This window comes from Cupriavidus sp. 86D6, assembly GCF_057815095.1.
Window position 1 is genome coordinate 167,224 of sequence record NZ_JBYPSB010000006.1, and the last position, 15,433, is coordinate 182,656.

Annotated in this window: 12 protein-coding genes and 2 pseudogenes; 5 read left to right on the forward strand and 9 right to left on the reverse strand. The window is 64.3% G+C overall.

Annotation, left to right across the window (positions count from 1 at the left end):
• Window positions 1-104: 104 nt before the first annotated feature.
• The 6 genes and pseudogenes from AC3G88_RS16340 to AC3G88_RS16365 form a co-directional block, all read right to left on the reverse strand.
• Window positions 105-722, reverse strand: a complete 618-nt coding sequence (locus AC3G88_RS16340) for a glutathione peroxidase (protein WP_488893683.1) — start codon at window positions 720-722, stop codon at window positions 105-107.
• A gap of 142 nt (window positions 723-864) precedes the next feature.
• Window positions 865-2,355 carry an MDR family MFS transporter gene (locus AC3G88_RS16345; RefSeq protein WP_488893684.1) on the reverse strand — a complete coding sequence of 497 codons (1,491 nt, stop codon included), beginning with the start codon at window positions 2,353-2,355 and terminating at the stop codon, window positions 865-867.
• Between the two features lie 322 nt (window positions 2,356-2,677).
• Window positions 2,678-3,118, reverse strand: a complete 441-nt coding sequence (locus AC3G88_RS16350; protein WP_400396345.1) for a CBS domain-containing protein — start codon at window positions 3,116-3,118, stop codon at window positions 2,678-2,680.
• A gap of 187 nt (window positions 3,119-3,305) precedes the next feature.
• Window positions 3,306-3,944: a DEAD/DEAH box helicase gene (locus AC3G88_RS16355; protein ID WP_488893547.1), complete on the reverse strand. Its 639-nt coding sequence runs from the start codon at window positions 3,942-3,944 to the stop codon at window positions 3,306-3,308.
• A 385-nt stretch (window positions 3,945-4,329) separates the two neighbouring features.
• Window positions 4,330-5,157: pseudogene (locus tag AC3G88_RS16360) on the reverse strand (DUF72 domain-containing protein); the annotation flags it as partial.
• Between the two features lie 111 nt (window positions 5,158-5,268).
• Entirely contained in the window at window positions 5,269-5,601 is a 333-nt protein-coding gene (locus tag AC3G88_RS16365; RefSeq protein ID WP_153946211.1) for a nucleotide pyrophosphohydrolase, read from the reverse strand.
• A 91-nt stretch (window positions 5,602-5,692) separates the two neighbouring features.
• On the opposite strand from AC3G88_RS16365, the pseudogene AC3G88_RS16370 reads away from it, so the two are divergent.
• Window positions 5,693-5,878 (forward strand): annotated as a pseudogene (locus AC3G88_RS16370) (isoprenylcysteine carboxylmethyltransferase family protein); the annotation flags it as partial.
• Between the two features lie 55 nt (window positions 5,879-5,933).
• Here AC3G88_RS16370 and gyrB read toward each other — a convergent pair.
• The 3 genes from gyrB to dnaA form a co-directional block, all read right to left on the reverse strand.
• Entirely contained in the window at window positions 5,934-8,459 is a 2,526-nt protein-coding gene (gyrB, locus tag AC3G88_RS16375; RefSeq protein WP_488893548.1) for a DNA topoisomerase (ATP-hydrolyzing) subunit B, read from the reverse strand.
• Between the two features lie 184 nt (window positions 8,460-8,643).
• On the reverse strand, window positions 8,644-9,759 hold the full coding sequence (dnaN, locus tag AC3G88_RS16380) for a DNA polymerase III subunit beta (RefSeq protein ID WP_092600480.1): 1,116 nt from the start codon (window positions 9,757-9,759) through the stop codon (window positions 8,644-8,646).
• Between the two features lie 330 nt (window positions 9,760-10,089).
• Window positions 10,090-11,811 (reverse strand): chromosomal replication initiator protein DnaA, encoded by a 1,722-nt coding sequence (gene dnaA, locus AC3G88_RS16385; protein WP_488893549.1) that lies wholly within the window; start codon window positions 11,809-11,811, stop codon window positions 10,090-10,092.
• An 862-nt stretch (window positions 11,812-12,673) separates the two neighbouring features.
• On the opposite strand from dnaA, the gene rpmH reads away from it, so the two are divergent.
• From rpmH to yidC, 4 genes are all read left to right on the forward strand, one after another.
• The gene (gene rpmH, locus AC3G88_RS16390) at window positions 12,674-12,808 is read left to right on the forward strand and encodes a 50S ribosomal protein L34 (RefSeq protein ID WP_008650850.1); all 135 of its coding nucleotides are present in this window, start codon (window positions 12,674-12,676) and stop codon (window positions 12,806-12,808) included.
• Window positions 12,809-12,950: 142 nt separating this feature from the next.
• A complete protein-coding gene (gene rnpA / locus AC3G88_RS16395; protein ID WP_488893550.1) occupies window positions 12,951-13,397 on the forward strand; it encodes a ribonuclease P protein component in 447 nt (148 codons plus the stop codon).
• A gap of 8 nt (window positions 13,398-13,405) precedes the next feature.
• Complete coding sequence (gene yidD, locus AC3G88_RS16400; protein ID WP_153946232.1) at window positions 13,406-13,705, forward strand: membrane protein insertion efficiency factor YidD; 300 nt, start codon at window positions 13,406-13,408, stop codon at window positions 13,703-13,705.
• A 22-nt stretch (window positions 13,706-13,727) separates the two neighbouring features.
• Window positions 13,728-15,404 (forward strand): membrane protein insertase YidC, encoded by a 1,677-nt coding sequence (gene yidC / locus AC3G88_RS16405; RefSeq protein WP_400395190.1) that lies wholly within the window; start codon window positions 13,728-13,730, stop codon window positions 15,402-15,404.
• The last annotated feature ends 29 nt before the right edge of the window (window positions 15,405-15,433 follow it).

Genomic DNA, 15,433 nt, shown 5'->3' on the forward strand with positions numbered 1-15,433 from the left:
TTAAGCGGCGAAAGTACTCAGTTGCGCGAGGTTTTCAATTGATGTGAATCAAAAATCCTGGAAAGCGGCCGAAAAAGCCGGACGGGCGCCGGCGGCGGGGCCATTCAGCGCGTGGACAGCAACTCTTCGATCTTGGCCACGAACTGCTTGTCGTCGGGCTTGACCATGCTGTTGTAGCTGCCCACGACCTGGCCCTTGCGGTCGATCAGGTATTTGTAGAAATTCCACTTCGGCGCGGTGCCGGTTTCCTTCGTCAGCAACACGTACATCGGATTGGCTTCGCCGCCGCGCACGTGGGACTTGCCGAGCATCGGGAACTTGACGCCGTAGGTGTTGTAGCAGAAGTCCGAAATTTCCTTCGCCGAACCGGGCTCCTGCGAGAAGTCGTTCGACGGGAAGCCCAGTACCACCAGGCCGCGCTCGCGGTACTTGGCGTAAAGCGCCTCCAGGCCTTCGTATTGCGGCGTGAAGCCGCAATAGCTGGCCGTATTGACCACCAGCACGACCTTGCCGGCGTACTGGCACAGGTTCTGGGGCGATTCGTCCTGCAGACGCGGGAAACGGAAATTCAGCGAAGCCGGGCAGTTGCCGGCCGGCTGTGCCGACACCGTGGCAGACTTGTCTGCCGCGCGGGCAGGGTGCGGCAGCATGGCGGCCGCGGCGGCCAGGCCCAACGCGCCCAGCAGGGCGGTGCGCTGGAGGTGTTGCCGCATCCGGTCCATGTGGACTGCAGTTGCCAGGGTGCGTTCGCGAGACATGGGTACGGGCTCCGGTTTCCTTTAGTGCAGCAAAGTCTACGCTCTCGGGCGATTCGCGTCATGACGCGGGGCGGCAGCGACAGGCGCCGCCGGCCCCGGACCACCTTCAATCCATGTGAATCTTGGCGGCGTGTTCGGTCACGCTGCTGCGCAGTTCCAGGTCCGGCATGCGTCGCACGATGACCAGCGCGATGATGGCCGCGACCGCGCCCGCCGCGAAGATCATGTGAAAGCCCGATTCCACGCCGCCCGCCAGCACCTGGTGCACGGCCGGCGACAGATGAGCCATCGCCTCGCTGCCATGGCGCAGCGAGCCCAGGTCCAGCGCCTGGTTCACGCCCGAGCGCGCCAGCGCGTCGCGGAATTCCATCGCCAGCAGCGTGCCGGCCAGTGCGCCGCCCAAGGCGCTGCCCAGCGAGCGGATCACCAGCAGCGCGCCGGTGCCGGCGCCCATGTCCCGGCGTTCCAGCGCGTTCTGCACCGAAATCAGCGTGCCCACCATCGACATGCCCAGGCCGATGCCGGCAATCGTCATCGCCACCAGTACCAGCGTCGTGGGCACGGCGGCCGTGACCGTGGCCAGCGACACCAGCCCCACGGCGGCGGCCACGTAGCCGCCGGTCAGTATCTCGCGCATGCGGCCCAGGCGAGGCGCCAGCCACGCCACCACGAAGTTGCCGGCCACCGTGGACAGCAGGAACGGCACCACCAGCAGGCCCGACGTCGAGGCATCGGCATCACGCACCAGCTGGAAGTGCAGCGGCAGCGCGAAGATGCACAGGAAGATGTTGAGCGCAGCCAGCGACGAGGCGCCCACGCCCATCACATAGGCGCGGTTGGCGAACAGGCGCGGCGGCAGCATCGGATCGGCGGCGCGCCGTTCCTGCCAGGCCAGCAGCGCCACGGCCACCAGCGTCAGCAAAAGCAGGCCGCCCATTTCCAGCGAGATCCAGTCGAAGGCTTCGCCCGCCCAGCTCATCGCCAGCAGAAAGGCGACGATGGCGACCGCCAGCAGGCTGGCGCCCAGCCAGTCCACCTGCGGCCGGCCGCCCCGGGCACGCAGGTGCGCCAGCCCGCGATAGCACATGGCCATCGCCAGCAGGCCCAGCGGCACGTTGATCCAGAACAGCCAGCGCCACGACATGTGGTCGGACACCCAGCCGCCCACCAGCGGTCCCGCAATCGACGAGACCGCCCAGACCGTCGCAAGGTAGCCCTGGTAGCGGCCGCGCTGGCGCGGCGCCACCACATCGGCGATGGCCGCCTGGGCCAGCGACATCAGCCCGCCGCCGCCCACGCCCTGCAGCGCGCGGAACAGGATCAGCTGCGTCAGCGACTGCGCCAGCGCGCAGGCCACCGATGCGGCGATAAATAGCGAGATCGCCAGCATCAGCAGGCGCCGGCGGCCAAAACTGTCAGACAGCTTGCCGTAGAGCGGTGTGGTGACCGTCGACACGATCAGGTAGGCCGTGACGATCCACGACAGATGGCCGAAACCGTTCAGGTCGTTGGCGATGGCCGGCACGGCCGGAATGACCACGGTCTGGTCGAGCGCGGCCAGCAGGATACAGAGCACGATCCCGCCGATCACGCGCATGATCGCGGCGTGGTCGTGGGCATCGGGAGCGGCGTCCAGCGTGACGGACTGGGAAGGCGAGGGCGATGACATGCAATGGATGCGGATGGTGTGGGGGCGCCGATGGTGCCGCGCAGATCACAAAAACCACAGACCGCACAACATCGACGCGGCCTTATTCAGTGACCGCATAATTATATGCATGCTTAGTATTTTTTCGCTCGAGCCGATTGCCCGCAAAAGGCCGCGATGGGACAAAAACCACAGGCCGAACGACGCCCCCGGGCACGTTCGCCACATGCCCGGGGTTGAGAGGGTGGGATTGGACCGCGCTGAGGGGCGGCTAGCGTGAGCCGCCCGTGATGTAGTGTTCCAGCTGTTCGATGGTGAAACGCTGCTCGCTGATGATGTCGTTGACGAGGTCGCCGATCGACAACATTCCCATCAGCGTGTCGCCATCCATCACCGGCAGGTGACGCAGGCGATGCCTGGTCATCAACGCCATGCAGTCGTCTGTGCTCTGATCGGCACGTACGTAAATCACGGCCGTGGTCATGATTTCCTTGACCAGCGTCTCGCGCGACGTGCGTTGCATCAGGATCACCTTGCGCGCGTAATCCCGTTCGCTCAGGATGCCGACGATCTTGTCGTGTTCCATTACCAGCAGCGCGCCGATGCCCTTGTCGGCCATCAGCTGCAGCGCCGCGTACACCGTCGCCGTGGGTGGAATACTGTAGATGGCGTGATTTGCCTTGTTTTCCAGAACCTGCCGTGCGGTCTTCATGTCACCGACTCCTTGTTGCCGTTTTGGAAACAGTCGCTGCCCAGACGCGATCGATCTGCGGTGCTGCGCAATAGCCCGCACCCCCCGGGGATCTGGCTGCGTGTATCCAGATTAGCAAACGAATGCGCCGCCTTACAGGGTGACTTTCACGAATCTTCGTCGGCCAGTGCTGGCATGGCGCGCGGCGTCAGACAGACGGCGACTCGCCCATCGCCGGCCGGACGGCGCGCGGCTTGCGCTGCCATTGCCGTGCCAGACGGACGATTTCCGGCGGCGGATCGGCGTCGGGGGACGCATGGAACAGCAGCGTCTGCCGCGACTTCGGGCAGCGGCTGGCCACGAAGGCGATGTCATCGGCAAACCCCATGTCGAGCATGGTGTCGGCGGCTTCGAAGATGACCGTGTTCACCGCACGCAGATCCAGGCTGGCCGCATCGATATGGTCGAGCAGGCGTCCCGGGGTGCCGACAACGATATGCGCGCCGTGAATCAGGCTATCGATTTGTGCCCGGATCGGCATGCCGGTGCAGAGCAGCGCCACCTTGACCTGGCCGGCCACCCGCGCCAGCTGCCGGATGCGCCGCGCCACCATGTCGGCGCGATCGCGCGTGGGACACAGCACCAGCGCCTGCACGTCGAAGCGTTGTGGATCGAGCCGGTGGAGCAGGGCGATCGCCAGCGTGGTGGCCCTGCCGCCCTGGCGCGCCTGGACGATCAGGTCGTGCCCGGCAAGCGCCAGGGGCAGGGCGGCGGCCTGCAGCGGCGTCATCGAAACATGGCCCGATTGCGCCAGCGCGTCGAGCCACATCGGTTCCAGCGGCAGCACCGAAAAGGGTTCGCACCGAAGCGCAATCAACGGGGATGGGGGCCGGCTGGCACGCATGGCCTTACGCGGCGGCGCGGGTGACGGCTTTCTTTGCAGCGGCTTTCTTCGCGGGCGCCTTCCTTGTCGAGGGTGGGGGTGCGGCTGGCTTGCCGGCGGCCGTCTTCGTTGCCGCCGTCTTCGTTGCCGCCGTCTTCGTTGCGGCCGTCTTCGTTGCCGCCTGCTTAGTTGCCGCCTGCTTTGCAGCGGCCTTCCTTGCCGGAGGTTTCTCCACGGATGCCTTTGTTGCGGGGGCCTTTGTTGCGCGGGCCTTTGTTGCCGGGGCCTCCGCCGATCCCTCGACGGCAGCTGGCTTCGACACCGCAACCTTCACCGGGACCTCCTCGGTCGGTGTCCAGCCCAGCCGTTGGAGCAGCGCGCCGGCCGCAGACGGCGCCCGCTCCTTCGCACCGTTGATGAAGAACAGGTAGACCGTCTTCGGCTTGAGCTTCGCGCCCGGCTTGTCTTCCACCGCCGGCAAGTCGTCGGGCGCCTTGCCTTCGGCCCAGCTTGCGACGCGTCCGGCCCACTGGTCCAGGTCCTTCGGCGCGTAGCCGGTCGCCAGCTTTTCCTGTGCATTCATCAGGCGCGCGTAGACAAAGTCGGCGGTCAGATCGGCAAATGACGGAAATTTTGGAGAATCGGTGAATACCGTGGCCGCCTTGAACTTGCGCGCCAGCTTCAGGTATTCGTCGCACATGAAGCTGGCGTGGCGCACCTCTAGCACGTGGCGCAGCGGCACGCCTTCCACGGCATCGGGCAACAGGTTCAGGAAGGCCTCAAAGTCATCGGGCACGAACTGCTTGGTCGGTGCGAACTGCCAGACGACGGGGCCAAGTTTGTGGCGCAGCTCGGCGATGCCGCTGTCGATAAAGCGATGAATCGAATCGGCGCCCTCGGCCAGAATGCGCCGGTTGGTGGCAAAGCGCGACGCCTTGACGGCGAACACGAAGTCATCGGGCGTGGCATCGCGCCAGTTGGCAAACGACGCGCGCTTCTGCGTGCCGTGATAGGTGCTGTTGATCTCGATCGCGGTAAGGTGACGGCTCGCATATTCCAGCTCTCGGGCCTGCGGCAGGCCCGCCGGATAGAAATTGTCGCGCCACGGCGCGAAATTCCAGCCGCCGATACCAATGTGGACATTGCCAAATGACTTGCCTTGCTTGCGCACTGCCATGGCGCCATCTCCGCGAAAGACGATGGACCAAGTCTAGCCGCATTTGCCGCACGCGGCTGTCAGGATGCGGACACGTGATTCGCGCGCGGCATGCTGATTCGCGCCCCTAGCCTACTTTCCCTCGTCCGGCGCCGGATACTTGCGCGCGTTCATCTCCATCTTGGCGCGCACCGCCGCATCGAGGTCGACGCCCAACGCCGTCACCAGCTGCGTCAGGTAGATCGTGATATCAGCCAGTTCCTGCTCGACGTGTGCACGCTCGGTCGTCGACATGATGCCGCGCGACTCTTCCTCGGTTTGCCACTGGAAGATTTCCACCAGCTCGGCCACTTCCACACTAAGCGCCATCGCCAGGTTCTTCGGACTGTGATACTTGCCCCAGCCCCGCGCCTCGCCGAAGGCGAGCGCCGCTTGCTGGAGGTTGCTGAGGTCGATAAGAGCCATGGTCTGCCTGGTGCGAATTCGGGATCAGGCGGCATTGTCCCATTGATCGTCGACGATTCACGGCTCAAGAGCGCGATGCCGGCGGCATACCCTTATGGTCGGTTCGCTAGGGTGGGTACTGGTGTTCCGATCCCTGATCGGTGTGATGCTGACTGCGCTGATGCTATGGCCACAGATCGCGCGGATCCGGGCCGAGGCCCCGCTGCGCGAGACGTTCGGCGACGAATATGCGCGCTATTGCGCGCGGAGATGGCGGATGGTGCCGGGGGTGTGGTGAAAGCGCCAAAAAAAATCCCGGCCTTGAGCCGGGATTTCTGTGCGTCTGCAACCCATCAAACGTCGATATTCCGCGCCACCAGCGCGTTGCTCTCGATGAAGTTGCGGCGCGGTTCCACTTCGTCGCCCATCAGCGTCGTAAAGATCTGGTCCGCCGCGATGGCGTCTTCGATCTGTACCTTCAGCAGGCGGCGTTGCGTCACGTCGAGCGTGGTTTCGAACAGCTGCTCGGGGTTCATTTCACCAAGGCCCTTGTAGCGCTGGCGCGAAACGCCGCGCTCGGCTTCGCTCAGCAGCCACTGCATGGCCTGGTGGAAATCCGCCACGGTCTGCTCGCGCTGCTTTTCGCCTTCGCCGCGCTTGACCTTGGTGCCGTCCGGAATCAGGCCCTGGAACGTGGTGGCCGCGCGCGACAGGGCCGCGTAGTCGGCGCCATGCACGAAGTCCGCATCCAGGTGCGACAGGCGCACATTGCCATGGTGGCGGCGCGCGATCATCAGGCGATGCTTGTCGGTCTTCTCGTCGAATTGCGCGTAGACGTCGGCCGTGCCGTCATCGTTCACGGCGGCACCGATCAGCGTCTTGGCGTGCATCTCGGCAAGCTTTGCCTTCAGCGCCACGGCCGAGGCCTCGGCGGCTGCGGCGCTGTCGAGGTCCAGCGACACGCCATCGGCGATCGCCCGCAGTGCGTCGACATCGACGATGCGCGACAGGCGGCCGATCACGCCTTCGGCCAGCTGGTACTGGCGGGCCAGTTCGCTCAGCGCATCGCCATTGATCTCGCTGCCGTCCGGACGCACCAGGCCCGCCTTTTCCATCGCAAGCCTCAGCATGTACGCGTTCAGCTCGGTGTCGTCCTTGATGTAGCGTTCTTCCTTGCCGTGCTTGATCTTGTACAGCGGCGGCTGCGCGATATAGACGTAGCCACGCTCGATGATGTCCGGCATCTGGCGATAGAAGAACGTCAGCAGCAGCGTGCGGATGTGCGAGCCGTCCACGTCCGCATCGGTCATGATGATGATGCGGTGGTAGCGCAGCTTTTCGAGGTTGTAGTCGTCCTTGCCGATGCCCGTGCCCAGCGCCGTGATCAGCGTCAGCACTTCCTGGCTCGACAGCATCTTGTCGAAGCGCGCACGCTCCACGTTCAGGATCTTGCCCTTGAGCGGCAGGATCGCCTGGAACTTGCGGTCGCGGCCCTGCTTGGCCGAGCCGCCTGCGGAGTCACCCTCCACCAGGAACAGTTCGGACTGGGCCGGATCCTTCTCCTGGCAGTCGGCCAGTTTGCCGGGCAGGCCCATGCCGTCCATCACACCCTTGCGGCGCGTCATTTCGCGGGCCTTGCGGGCGGCTTCGCGCGCGCGGGCGGCATCCACGATCTTGCCGCAGATGATCTTGGCGTCGTTCGGCGTTTCCAGCAGGAAGTCCGTCAGCGCCTTGCCGACCAGATCTTCCACGGGTAGGCGCACCTCGGATGAGACCAGCTTGTCCTTGGTCTGCGAGCTGAACTTCGGCTCGGGCACCTTCACCGACAGCACGCACGCCAGGCCTTCGCGCATGTCGTCGCCGCTGGTTTCGATCTTGGCCTTCTTGGCGATCTCGTTTTCTTCGATGTACTTGTTGATGACACGCGTCATCGCCGCCCGCAGGCCGGTCAGGTGGGTACCGCCGTCGCGCTGCGGAATGTTGTTCGTGAAGCAGAGCACCTGCTCGTTGTAGCCGTCGTTCCACTGCATGGCCACTTCCACGGCAATGCCGTCCTTCTCGGCGTTCGCGTAGAAGATGTTCGGATGCAGCGTGGTCTTGGCGCGGTTGATGTACTCCACGAAGCCCTTCACGCCGCCCGAGAAGGCAAAATCCTCTTCCTTGCCCGTGCGCTGGTCCAGCAGCTTGATATGCACGCCGTTGTTCAGGAACGAGAGTTCGCGGATGCGCTTGGACAGCACTTCGTAGTGGAACTCGACGTTCGTGAAGATTTCCTCGTCGGCCAGGAAGTGCACTTCGGTGCCGCGCTTGTCGGTAGCGCCCACGATCTTCATTGGCGAGACTTCCACGGGCTGGCCATCCGGGCCGGCCACGGTCTCGATGATGCGGTTCTGCACCTCGCCCTTGGCGAATTCGATCAGGTTGACCTGGCCATCGCGGCGCACCGTCAGGCGCAGCCACTTCGACAGCGCGTTCACGCACGACACGCCCACGCCGTGCAGGCCGCCAGACACCTTGTAGCTGTTCTGGTTGAACTTGCCGCCGGCATGCAGCTCGGTCATGGCGATCTCGGCGGCGCTGCGCTTGGGCTCGTGCTTGTCGTCGAACTTGACGGCGGGCGGAATGCCGCGGCCGTTGTCGACGATCGAGATCGAGTTGTCGCTATGGATCGTGACCTGGATCTCGGTACAGTAGCCGGCCAGGGCCTCGTCGATCGAGTTGTCGAGCACCTCGAACACCAGGTGGTGCAGGCCGGTGCCGTCCGATGTATCGCCGATATACATGCCGGGACGCTTGCGCACCGCTTCCAGGCCTTCCAGGATCTGGATCGAAGAGGCGCCGTAAGTGTTTTCCTGCTGCGGTTTCTGCTGATCGGTCATGTTTTCCTACTCACGATACTCACGGCAAATGCGGAGAAATCCGAACCTGCGCCGGACGGCGACGGGTGCGGAACATCCGCATTCGCGGGTTACTTAAAAACGGCAAAAGGGGCGGATCCCGTGGACCCGGCCCCTGCTGCGGTGTGTGCCCGATTGTGTATGGATGGCGACTCGGTGCTGGCCATCAAATGCGCATCGGCATCACGACGTACTTGAAGTTGTCGTCTTCCGGCACGGTAATCAGCGCACTCGAATTGGAGTCGCCGAGGCTGACCTGCACCTGCTCGCTCTTGAGATTGCCGAGCACGTCGAGCAGGTAGGTCACGTTAAAGCCGATATCGAGCGCGTCGCCCGAATAATCGAGTTCCAGCTCTTCCTGCGCCTCTTCCTGGTCGGCGTTGGTCGAGCTGATCTTCAGCACGTGCGTGTCGAGAATGCAGCGCACGCCCTTGAACTTGTCGGTCGTCAGGATCGCGGTACGCTGCAGCGCCTGTTGCAGCTGTACGCGGTCGATCGCGAACGCATTCTTGTAGCCCTTCGGGATCACGCGCTGGAAGTCCGGGAACTTGCCCTCCACCAGCTTGCTGATCAGTTCCACGTTGGCAAACGAGAACTTGACCTGGTTGGCGGCCAGCTGCACCTGAACGGGATCGTCGTTGTCTTCCAGCAGGCGCTGCAGTTCCAGGATGGTCTTGCGCGGGATGATGACTTCCTGGCGCGAACCCACGCCAGTGGCCTCGTTTTCCAGTTCCACGCCGCAATACGCCAGGCGGTGGCCATCGGTGGCCACGGCCATGACCTTCTTGCCGTCCACCACCAGCAGCATGCCGTTCAGGTAGTAGCGGATGTCCTGCTGGGCCATCGCGAAGTGCACCATCGCCAGCAGATGCTTGAACGTCTTCTGCGGCAGGCTCACGCTCGCATTGAATTCGGCGGCTTCGGCAACGGTCGGGAATTCTTCCGCGGCCAGCGTCTGCAGTGCAAAGCGGCTCTTGCCCGATTGCACGGTCATGCGCTTGTCGTTCAGCGACAGCGCCACGTCGCCGTCAGGCATCGCGCGCAGGATGTCCAGCAGCTTGCGCGCGGCCACGGTGGTGGCCACGTCGTCGCTGCCAACGCCGCACTCGGCGTGCGTGGTGATCTGGATCTCGATGTCGGTCGAGAGGAAGGACACGTTCGAGCCGGACTTGCGAATCAGCAGGTTGGCCAGGATCGGGAGGGTGTGGCGGCGCTCCACGATGCCGCTCACGATTTGCAGCGGACGCAGCAGGTTGTCTCGCGAGGTTTTGACCAATTGCATTGAATTTATCCTTCGTCGTTTGTCGTCGGCGACCGCGGAATCAGGTAAAACTCAGATATCCAATTTCCACTTTGGAATCAAAGAGTTAATGCTGGATTGTACCAAGGATAAGCCGCTGCGGTGAAGCGGGGCGAATCCGGCAGGGCGCCGGGCTGTGCACAAAAAGCCACGCTCCGGGCGCCTACGTCCGCCGATTCGTCCCGACTCACCGCAAAGCCTTATCTGAGGCCGGTTTCCCGCGATGCAACAGTTGCTCTGGCGCCCGCTTGCCGCCGGACGCGCACCCAGTAGTATGCCAGCCCGGCAAGGCCGCCCTGCAATTCCAGCGAATCAGCCCTTGAGCGTCTGTTCCAGCACGTGCAGCTCGTGGTTCAGCTGCGCGTCCTTGCCACGCTCGTCGGCGATCTTGCGCACGGCATGCAGCACCGTGGTGTGGTCGCGTCCGCCGAACAGCTCGCCGATTTCCGGCAGGCTCTTCTGCGTCAGTTCCTTGGCCAGGTACATCGCGATCTGGCGCGGCCGCGCAATATTGGCCGGCCGCTTCTTCGAGTACATGTCCGCGACCTTGATGTTGTAGAAGTCGGCGCAGGTCTTCTGGATGTTTTCCACCGAGATCTGGCGGTTCTGCACGGTCAGCAGGTCCTTGAGCGCCTCGCGCGTAACCTCGATCGTGATGTCCTTGCCGTGGAAGTTCGAGAACGCCAGGATCTTGCGCAGCGCGCCTTCCAGTTCGCGCACGTTGGAGCGCAGGTGCTTGGCGACGAAGAATGCCACTTCTTCCGGCACGCTCACGTTCTCGGCGGCGGCCTTCTTCATCAGGATGGCCACGCGCATTTCCAGCTCGGGCGGCTCGATCGCCACGGTCAGGCCGGAGTCAAAGCGCGAGATCAGCCGGTCATCGATGCCGGTGATTTCCTTCGGATACGTATCGCTGGTGATGATCACCTGCGCACGGTTGGCGATCAGCGCCTCGAACGCGTAGAAGAATTCTTCCTGCGTGCGGTTCTTGCCCGAGAAAAACTGAATATCGTCGATCAGCAGCAGGTCGAGCGAGTGGTAATACCGCTTGAACTCGTCGAACGCCTTCCGCTGATAGGCCTTCACCACGTCCGACACGTATTGCTCGGCATGGATATAGCGAATGCGCGCGCGCGGGTTCTCCATCAGCATGAAGTTGCCGATGGCGTGGATCAGGTGGGTCTTGCCCAGGCCGACGCCGCCATACAGGTAGAGCGGGTTGTACGACTTGCCCGGGTTGTTGGCCACCTGGATGGCCGCGGCGCGGGCCAGCTGGTTGGCCTTGCCGGTCACGAAGTTGTCGAACGTCAGGATCGGGTTCAGGCGCGAACGCTCGTGCACCGTGTCGGTCGGCTGCGTGCCGGCCACGGCCGGCTGCTGGGCCGGCACGCGATAGGAACGCGCGCTGGCTTCGGACGCATCCATCTGGGCCACGTCGATGTCGCCCATGTCCTGCATCGGCATATTGGAGGCCGCCTGCAGCGGATGCCCGGTCGGCGCGGCGCCGCGATGCGGCATGCCGCCAGGGCCGGCCGGGTAGGGCACCTGGCCGGCCGGCGCGCCATAGCCGGGCTGGCCGCCGTTCGGCTGGCCGGCGTGCTCGTGATAGCCGCCCGGCTGGAGCGACTGCGGATGCGGCGCCGGCGCGTGACCATAGGCCTGGCCCGGCATGCCGGCCGAGGCCCCGGGATAGGCGCCGCCGCCCGTACCCATTGCAGCGGACGTCATGCCATCGTGGCCGCCTTGCTGCATGGCTTGTTGCGTATAAGTGGCCGCACGGCCCGAGGCCGCGGGGTCTAGAACGAAGTGAACGCTAACCTGCGTTTCCCAGTATTCGCACGCAAGCGCGGTGATCCGCCCCGAAAACTGGCTCTTGACCCAGTCGAGCTTGAAGCGGTTGGGCGCGGCAATCCGCAGCGCATGCGCTTCCTCGTCGAAGGCGACGGGCGCCAACGGCTTGATCCAGGTTTTGAATTGTTGGGGCGTCAGTTCGCGCTCGAGTTGCGCGGCTGCTGCCTGCCAGAAATCTTGCATGTGTTCTTCTGAGTGACCGTGCCATCGTGCCGATGCCACGTCACGGGTGGACGCGGCGCTTGCGTTCCGGGCCCCTGCACATGCCTTGCGCGTCATTTCCCGACGGCGAAAGGCAATAGGCCGTCCACGAATGCAGTGCATCGAAACGGCAACTCGATCGGGTATACGTCGCGGTATACCGAGGCAGGCAGACCCAGGTTGCGCGTGCGCCACGCGGCCCGTGTAGTGTTTGGACCCGGATTGTACCCCCCGCCCCAAGTTATCCACAAAGGATAACCCTGTGGACAAGTTGTGAAAATTCAGTGGATTTGTGTGCACAACCGACGCGGGAGGCGCGCCAGACAAAGGCCTTCGGCGCCCAATAATCCATCGGAAACAAGGACTTGATCCGCTGGGCTACCACCGATAGGTGACCGGGAATACCCACAGAGTTACCCACCGATTGTTGTGGACAATGGAGCACTGCAGTTGACAGGGGCTTGCGCCGCACATGTCGCGCGCATGCCGGAAGTGGCTGTCCGGCGCCTTGACACTCGCGTCGAAAATCGGTTAAATGGCGGGTTCTGCGATGCGGCAGGGGATCACGTATGCGCATCGCCGGGTCTGGCCCGTACCGCCACATGTCAAACATGTGCGGCATCAGGCAAGCGGCCTGATCCCCGCCAGCGCCCCCGGCCCATACGGCCAAGGGCCAGCGGCGGCCGGCAGCAAGACAGAACCAGAATCGTCGGCATCGCCGCAGCAACCTCAACGGATACCGAGCGTCTGCATTGCGGCAGCCCCATGCGAACCATACGCGGCGGCCAAGGCGTCCCGGCAACGGCCGGCGCCCGGAAAGCCCGGATCAACCAGAGAGTGCAACATGAAACGTACCTACCAACCTTCCGTTACCCGCCGCAAGCGTACCCATGGTTTCCGCGTGCGCATGAAGACCCGCGGCGGCCGTGCCGTGATCAACGCCCGCCGCGCCAAGGGCCGCAAGCGCCTGGCAATCTGAGGGCCGGGCGACCGGCCCGGATGGCAGGCAGCGTGACGGTTCGTCGTCCGCGTTGCCCCCGTCGTCCGGTCCAGCGCCTCGCACTCAGGATGGCCAGGACCGCCGCCGCCGAAGCCCGGCTTGTCCGCTAGCTTTGACCAGCGTGTCGACCCATGCCTTTCCCAAAGCCGCGAGGCTGACAAAGACGGATGAATTTTCATCCGTTTTTGCTTTGCGGCCCCGGCGTCGCAGCACGCATTTCGTGCTGTACGTGCGGGCCAATGGCCAGCCGCAGGGCCGGCTGGGCATCGTCGTAGGCAAGAAGTTCGCGCCGCGTGCCGCGGAGCGCAACCTGGTGAAGCGCATGGTGCGGGAACTGTTTCGCAGCCGGCAGGACCAATTCGCGGGCCGCGATATCCTGTTGCGGCTGCAGGCAAGGTTTCCGCGTGCGGACTTTGCCAGCCGGTCGGCCATACGGCGAGCCTGCCAGGCCGAACTGGGCAGCCTGCTGGACGTGGCTGCCCGGCCGCTGCCACCGGCGCCAACGGTCCCGGCATCCGGCGAGCCGCCTGCGTCGGCCGCACCTGCCGCGCCACCCGCGCCTGCCTGATCATCATCATGAAGCGAATCCTGCTTGCCCTGCTGCGCGTCTACAAGATCGCCCTGAGTCCTTACCTGGGCTCGCAGTGCCGCTTCCTGCCAACGTGTTCCGACTATGCCCGCGACGCCATCATCAGCCATGGCCCCGCGCGTGGCACGTGGATGACCGCGTGCAGACTCTGCCGTTGCCATCCTTTCGCAAAGGGCGGGTATGATCCCGTGCCCGAGCCTGTAGTACACGGAAAGGCCTCCGCGGTGCCTCCCGCAGCCACCGCATCCGCCCGCCCGTCCATCACGGTCCGGCTTCCCAGACCCTGATTCCCCCAGACCATAGCGAGACATGGATATCAAACGCACCATCCTGTGGGTCATCTTCTCGATGTCCCTCGTGCTGCTCTACGACAACTGGCAGCGCGCCAACGGCCACGCGTCGATGTTCTTCCCGAGCGCCAACACGCAACAGCAGGCCGCCCCGGCCGCTGGCGCAAGCGGCGCCACGGCGCAGGGTGACGTGCCCAAGGCCAACGCCACCAGCGCGTCGGCCCCGGGCGCCGTGCCGGGCGCGCCGCAGGCGGCTGCCCAGCCCACTGGCGAGAAGGTCATCGTCACCACTGACGAAGTGCGTGCCGAGATCGACACCGCAGGCGGCATCCTGTCGCGGCTGGAACTGCTCAACGAGCACGAGAAGGACGGCAAGCCCGTTGTACTGTTCGAACGTGATGCACAGCGCACCTATCTGGCGCGCTCGGGTCTGATCGGCGGCGACCTGCCGAACCACACCACGGTGTTCACGGCTGCCCCGGGTGCCCGCTCGCTGGCACCGGGCCAGGACAAGCTCGACCTCGTGCTGACCGCCGAAAAGAGCGGCGTGAAGTTCGTGAAGACCTACACGTTCCGCAAGGGCAGCTACGTGGTCGACGCCCGCTTCGACGTGACGAACACCGGTACCGCCCCGGTTTCGCCGACGCTGTATCTGGAACTGGCACGTGACGGCACCAAGGTGGAACAGTCGCAGTTCTACAGCACGTTCACGGGCCCGGCCATCTACACGAACGCCGACAAGTACCACAAGATCACGTTCGACGACATCGCCAAGGGCAAGGCCTCCGTGCCGGCCGCCACCGACAACGGCTGGGTGGCGATGGTGCAGCATTACTTCGCGTCGGCCTGGATTCCGCAGAACGGCAAGCAGCACAGCTTCTACGCCGAGCAGATCGACCCGAACCTGTACCGCGTGGGTATCCAGCAGCCGCTGGGCCAGCTGGCGCCGGGCGCCACGGTGAGCACCGATGCCCGCCTGTTCGCCGGCCCGCAGGAAGAGCGCATGCTCGAGCAGATCACGCCGGGGCTGGAACTGGTGAAGGACTACGGCTGGCTGACCATCCTGGCCAAGCCGCTGTTCTGGCTGCTGGAAAAGCTGCACGGCTTCCTGAACAACTGGGGCTGGTCGATCATCGCGCTGACCGTGCTGATCAAGCTGGTGTTCTTCCCGCTGTCGGCTGCCAGCTACAAGTCGATGGGCAAGATGAAGGACCTGCAGCCGCGCATGACGGCCATCCGCGAACGCTACAAGGGCGATCCGCAGAAGATGAACCAGGAAATGATGGCGCTGTACCGCACCGAGAAGGTCAATCCGCTCGGCGGCTGCCTGCCCATCGTGATCCAGATCCCGGTGTTCATCGCGCTGTACTGGGTGCTGCTGTCGTCGGTGGAAATGCGCGGTGCGCCGTGGCTGGGCTGGATCCATGACCTGTCGGTGCCAGATCCGTTCTACATCCTGCCGATCGTGATGGCCGTGTCGATGTTCGTGCAGACCAAGCTGAACCCGACGCCGCCGGACCCCGTCCAGGCCAAGGTCATGATGATCATGCCGCTGGTGTTCTCGTTCATGTTCTTCTTCTTCCCGGCCGGCCTGGTGCTGTACTGGGTGGTGAACAACATCCTGTCGATCGCCCAGCAGTGGCAGATCAACCGCATGCTCGGCAAGGGCAAGACCGCGGCGGTGGCCAAGAGCTGATCCGGCGGTTGCAAACCCGACCCACGAAA

What these genes read in the sequence shown, in the direction of transcription:
- AC3G88_RS16340 (WP_488893683.1), bottom strand. Translation starts at nt 722, where the DNA reads ATGGACCGGATGCGGCAACACCTCCAGCGCACCGCCCTGCTGGGCGCG.
- AC3G88_RS16345 (WP_488893684.1), bottom strand. Translation starts at nt 2,355, where the DNA reads ATGCGCGTGATCGGCGGGATCGTGCTCTGTATCCTGCTGGCCGCGCTC.
- AC3G88_RS16350 (WP_400396345.1), bottom strand. Translation starts at nt 3,118, where the DNA reads ATGAAGACCGCACGGCAGGTTCTGGAAAACAAGGCAAATCACGCCATC.
- AC3G88_RS16365 (WP_153946211.1), bottom strand. Translation starts at nt 5,601, where the DNA reads ATGGCTCTTATCGACCTCAGCAACCTCCAGCAAGCGGCGCTCGCCTTC.
- gyrB (WP_488893548.1), bottom strand. Translation starts at nt 8,459, where the DNA reads ATGACCGATCAGCAGAAACCGCAGCAGGAAAACACTTACGGCGCCTCT.
- dnaN (WP_092600480.1), bottom strand. Translation starts at nt 9,759, where the DNA reads ATGCAATTGGTCAAAACCTCGCGAGACAACCTGCTGCGTCCGCTGCAA.
- dnaA (WP_488893549.1), bottom strand. Translation starts at nt 11,811, where the DNA reads ATGCAAGATTTCTGGCAGGCAGCAGCCGCGCAACTCGAGCGCGAACTG.
- rpmH (WP_008650850.1), top strand. Translation starts at nt 12,674, where the DNA reads ATGAAACGTACCTACCAACCTTCCGTTACCCGCCGCAAGCGTACCCAT.
- yidD (WP_153946232.1), top strand. Translation starts at nt 13,406, where the DNA reads ATGAAGCGAATCCTGCTTGCCCTGCTGCGCGTCTACAAGATCGCCCTG.
- yidC (WP_400395190.1), top strand. Translation starts at nt 13,728, where the DNA reads ATGGATATCAAACGCACCATCCTGTGGGTCATCTTCTCGATGTCCCTC.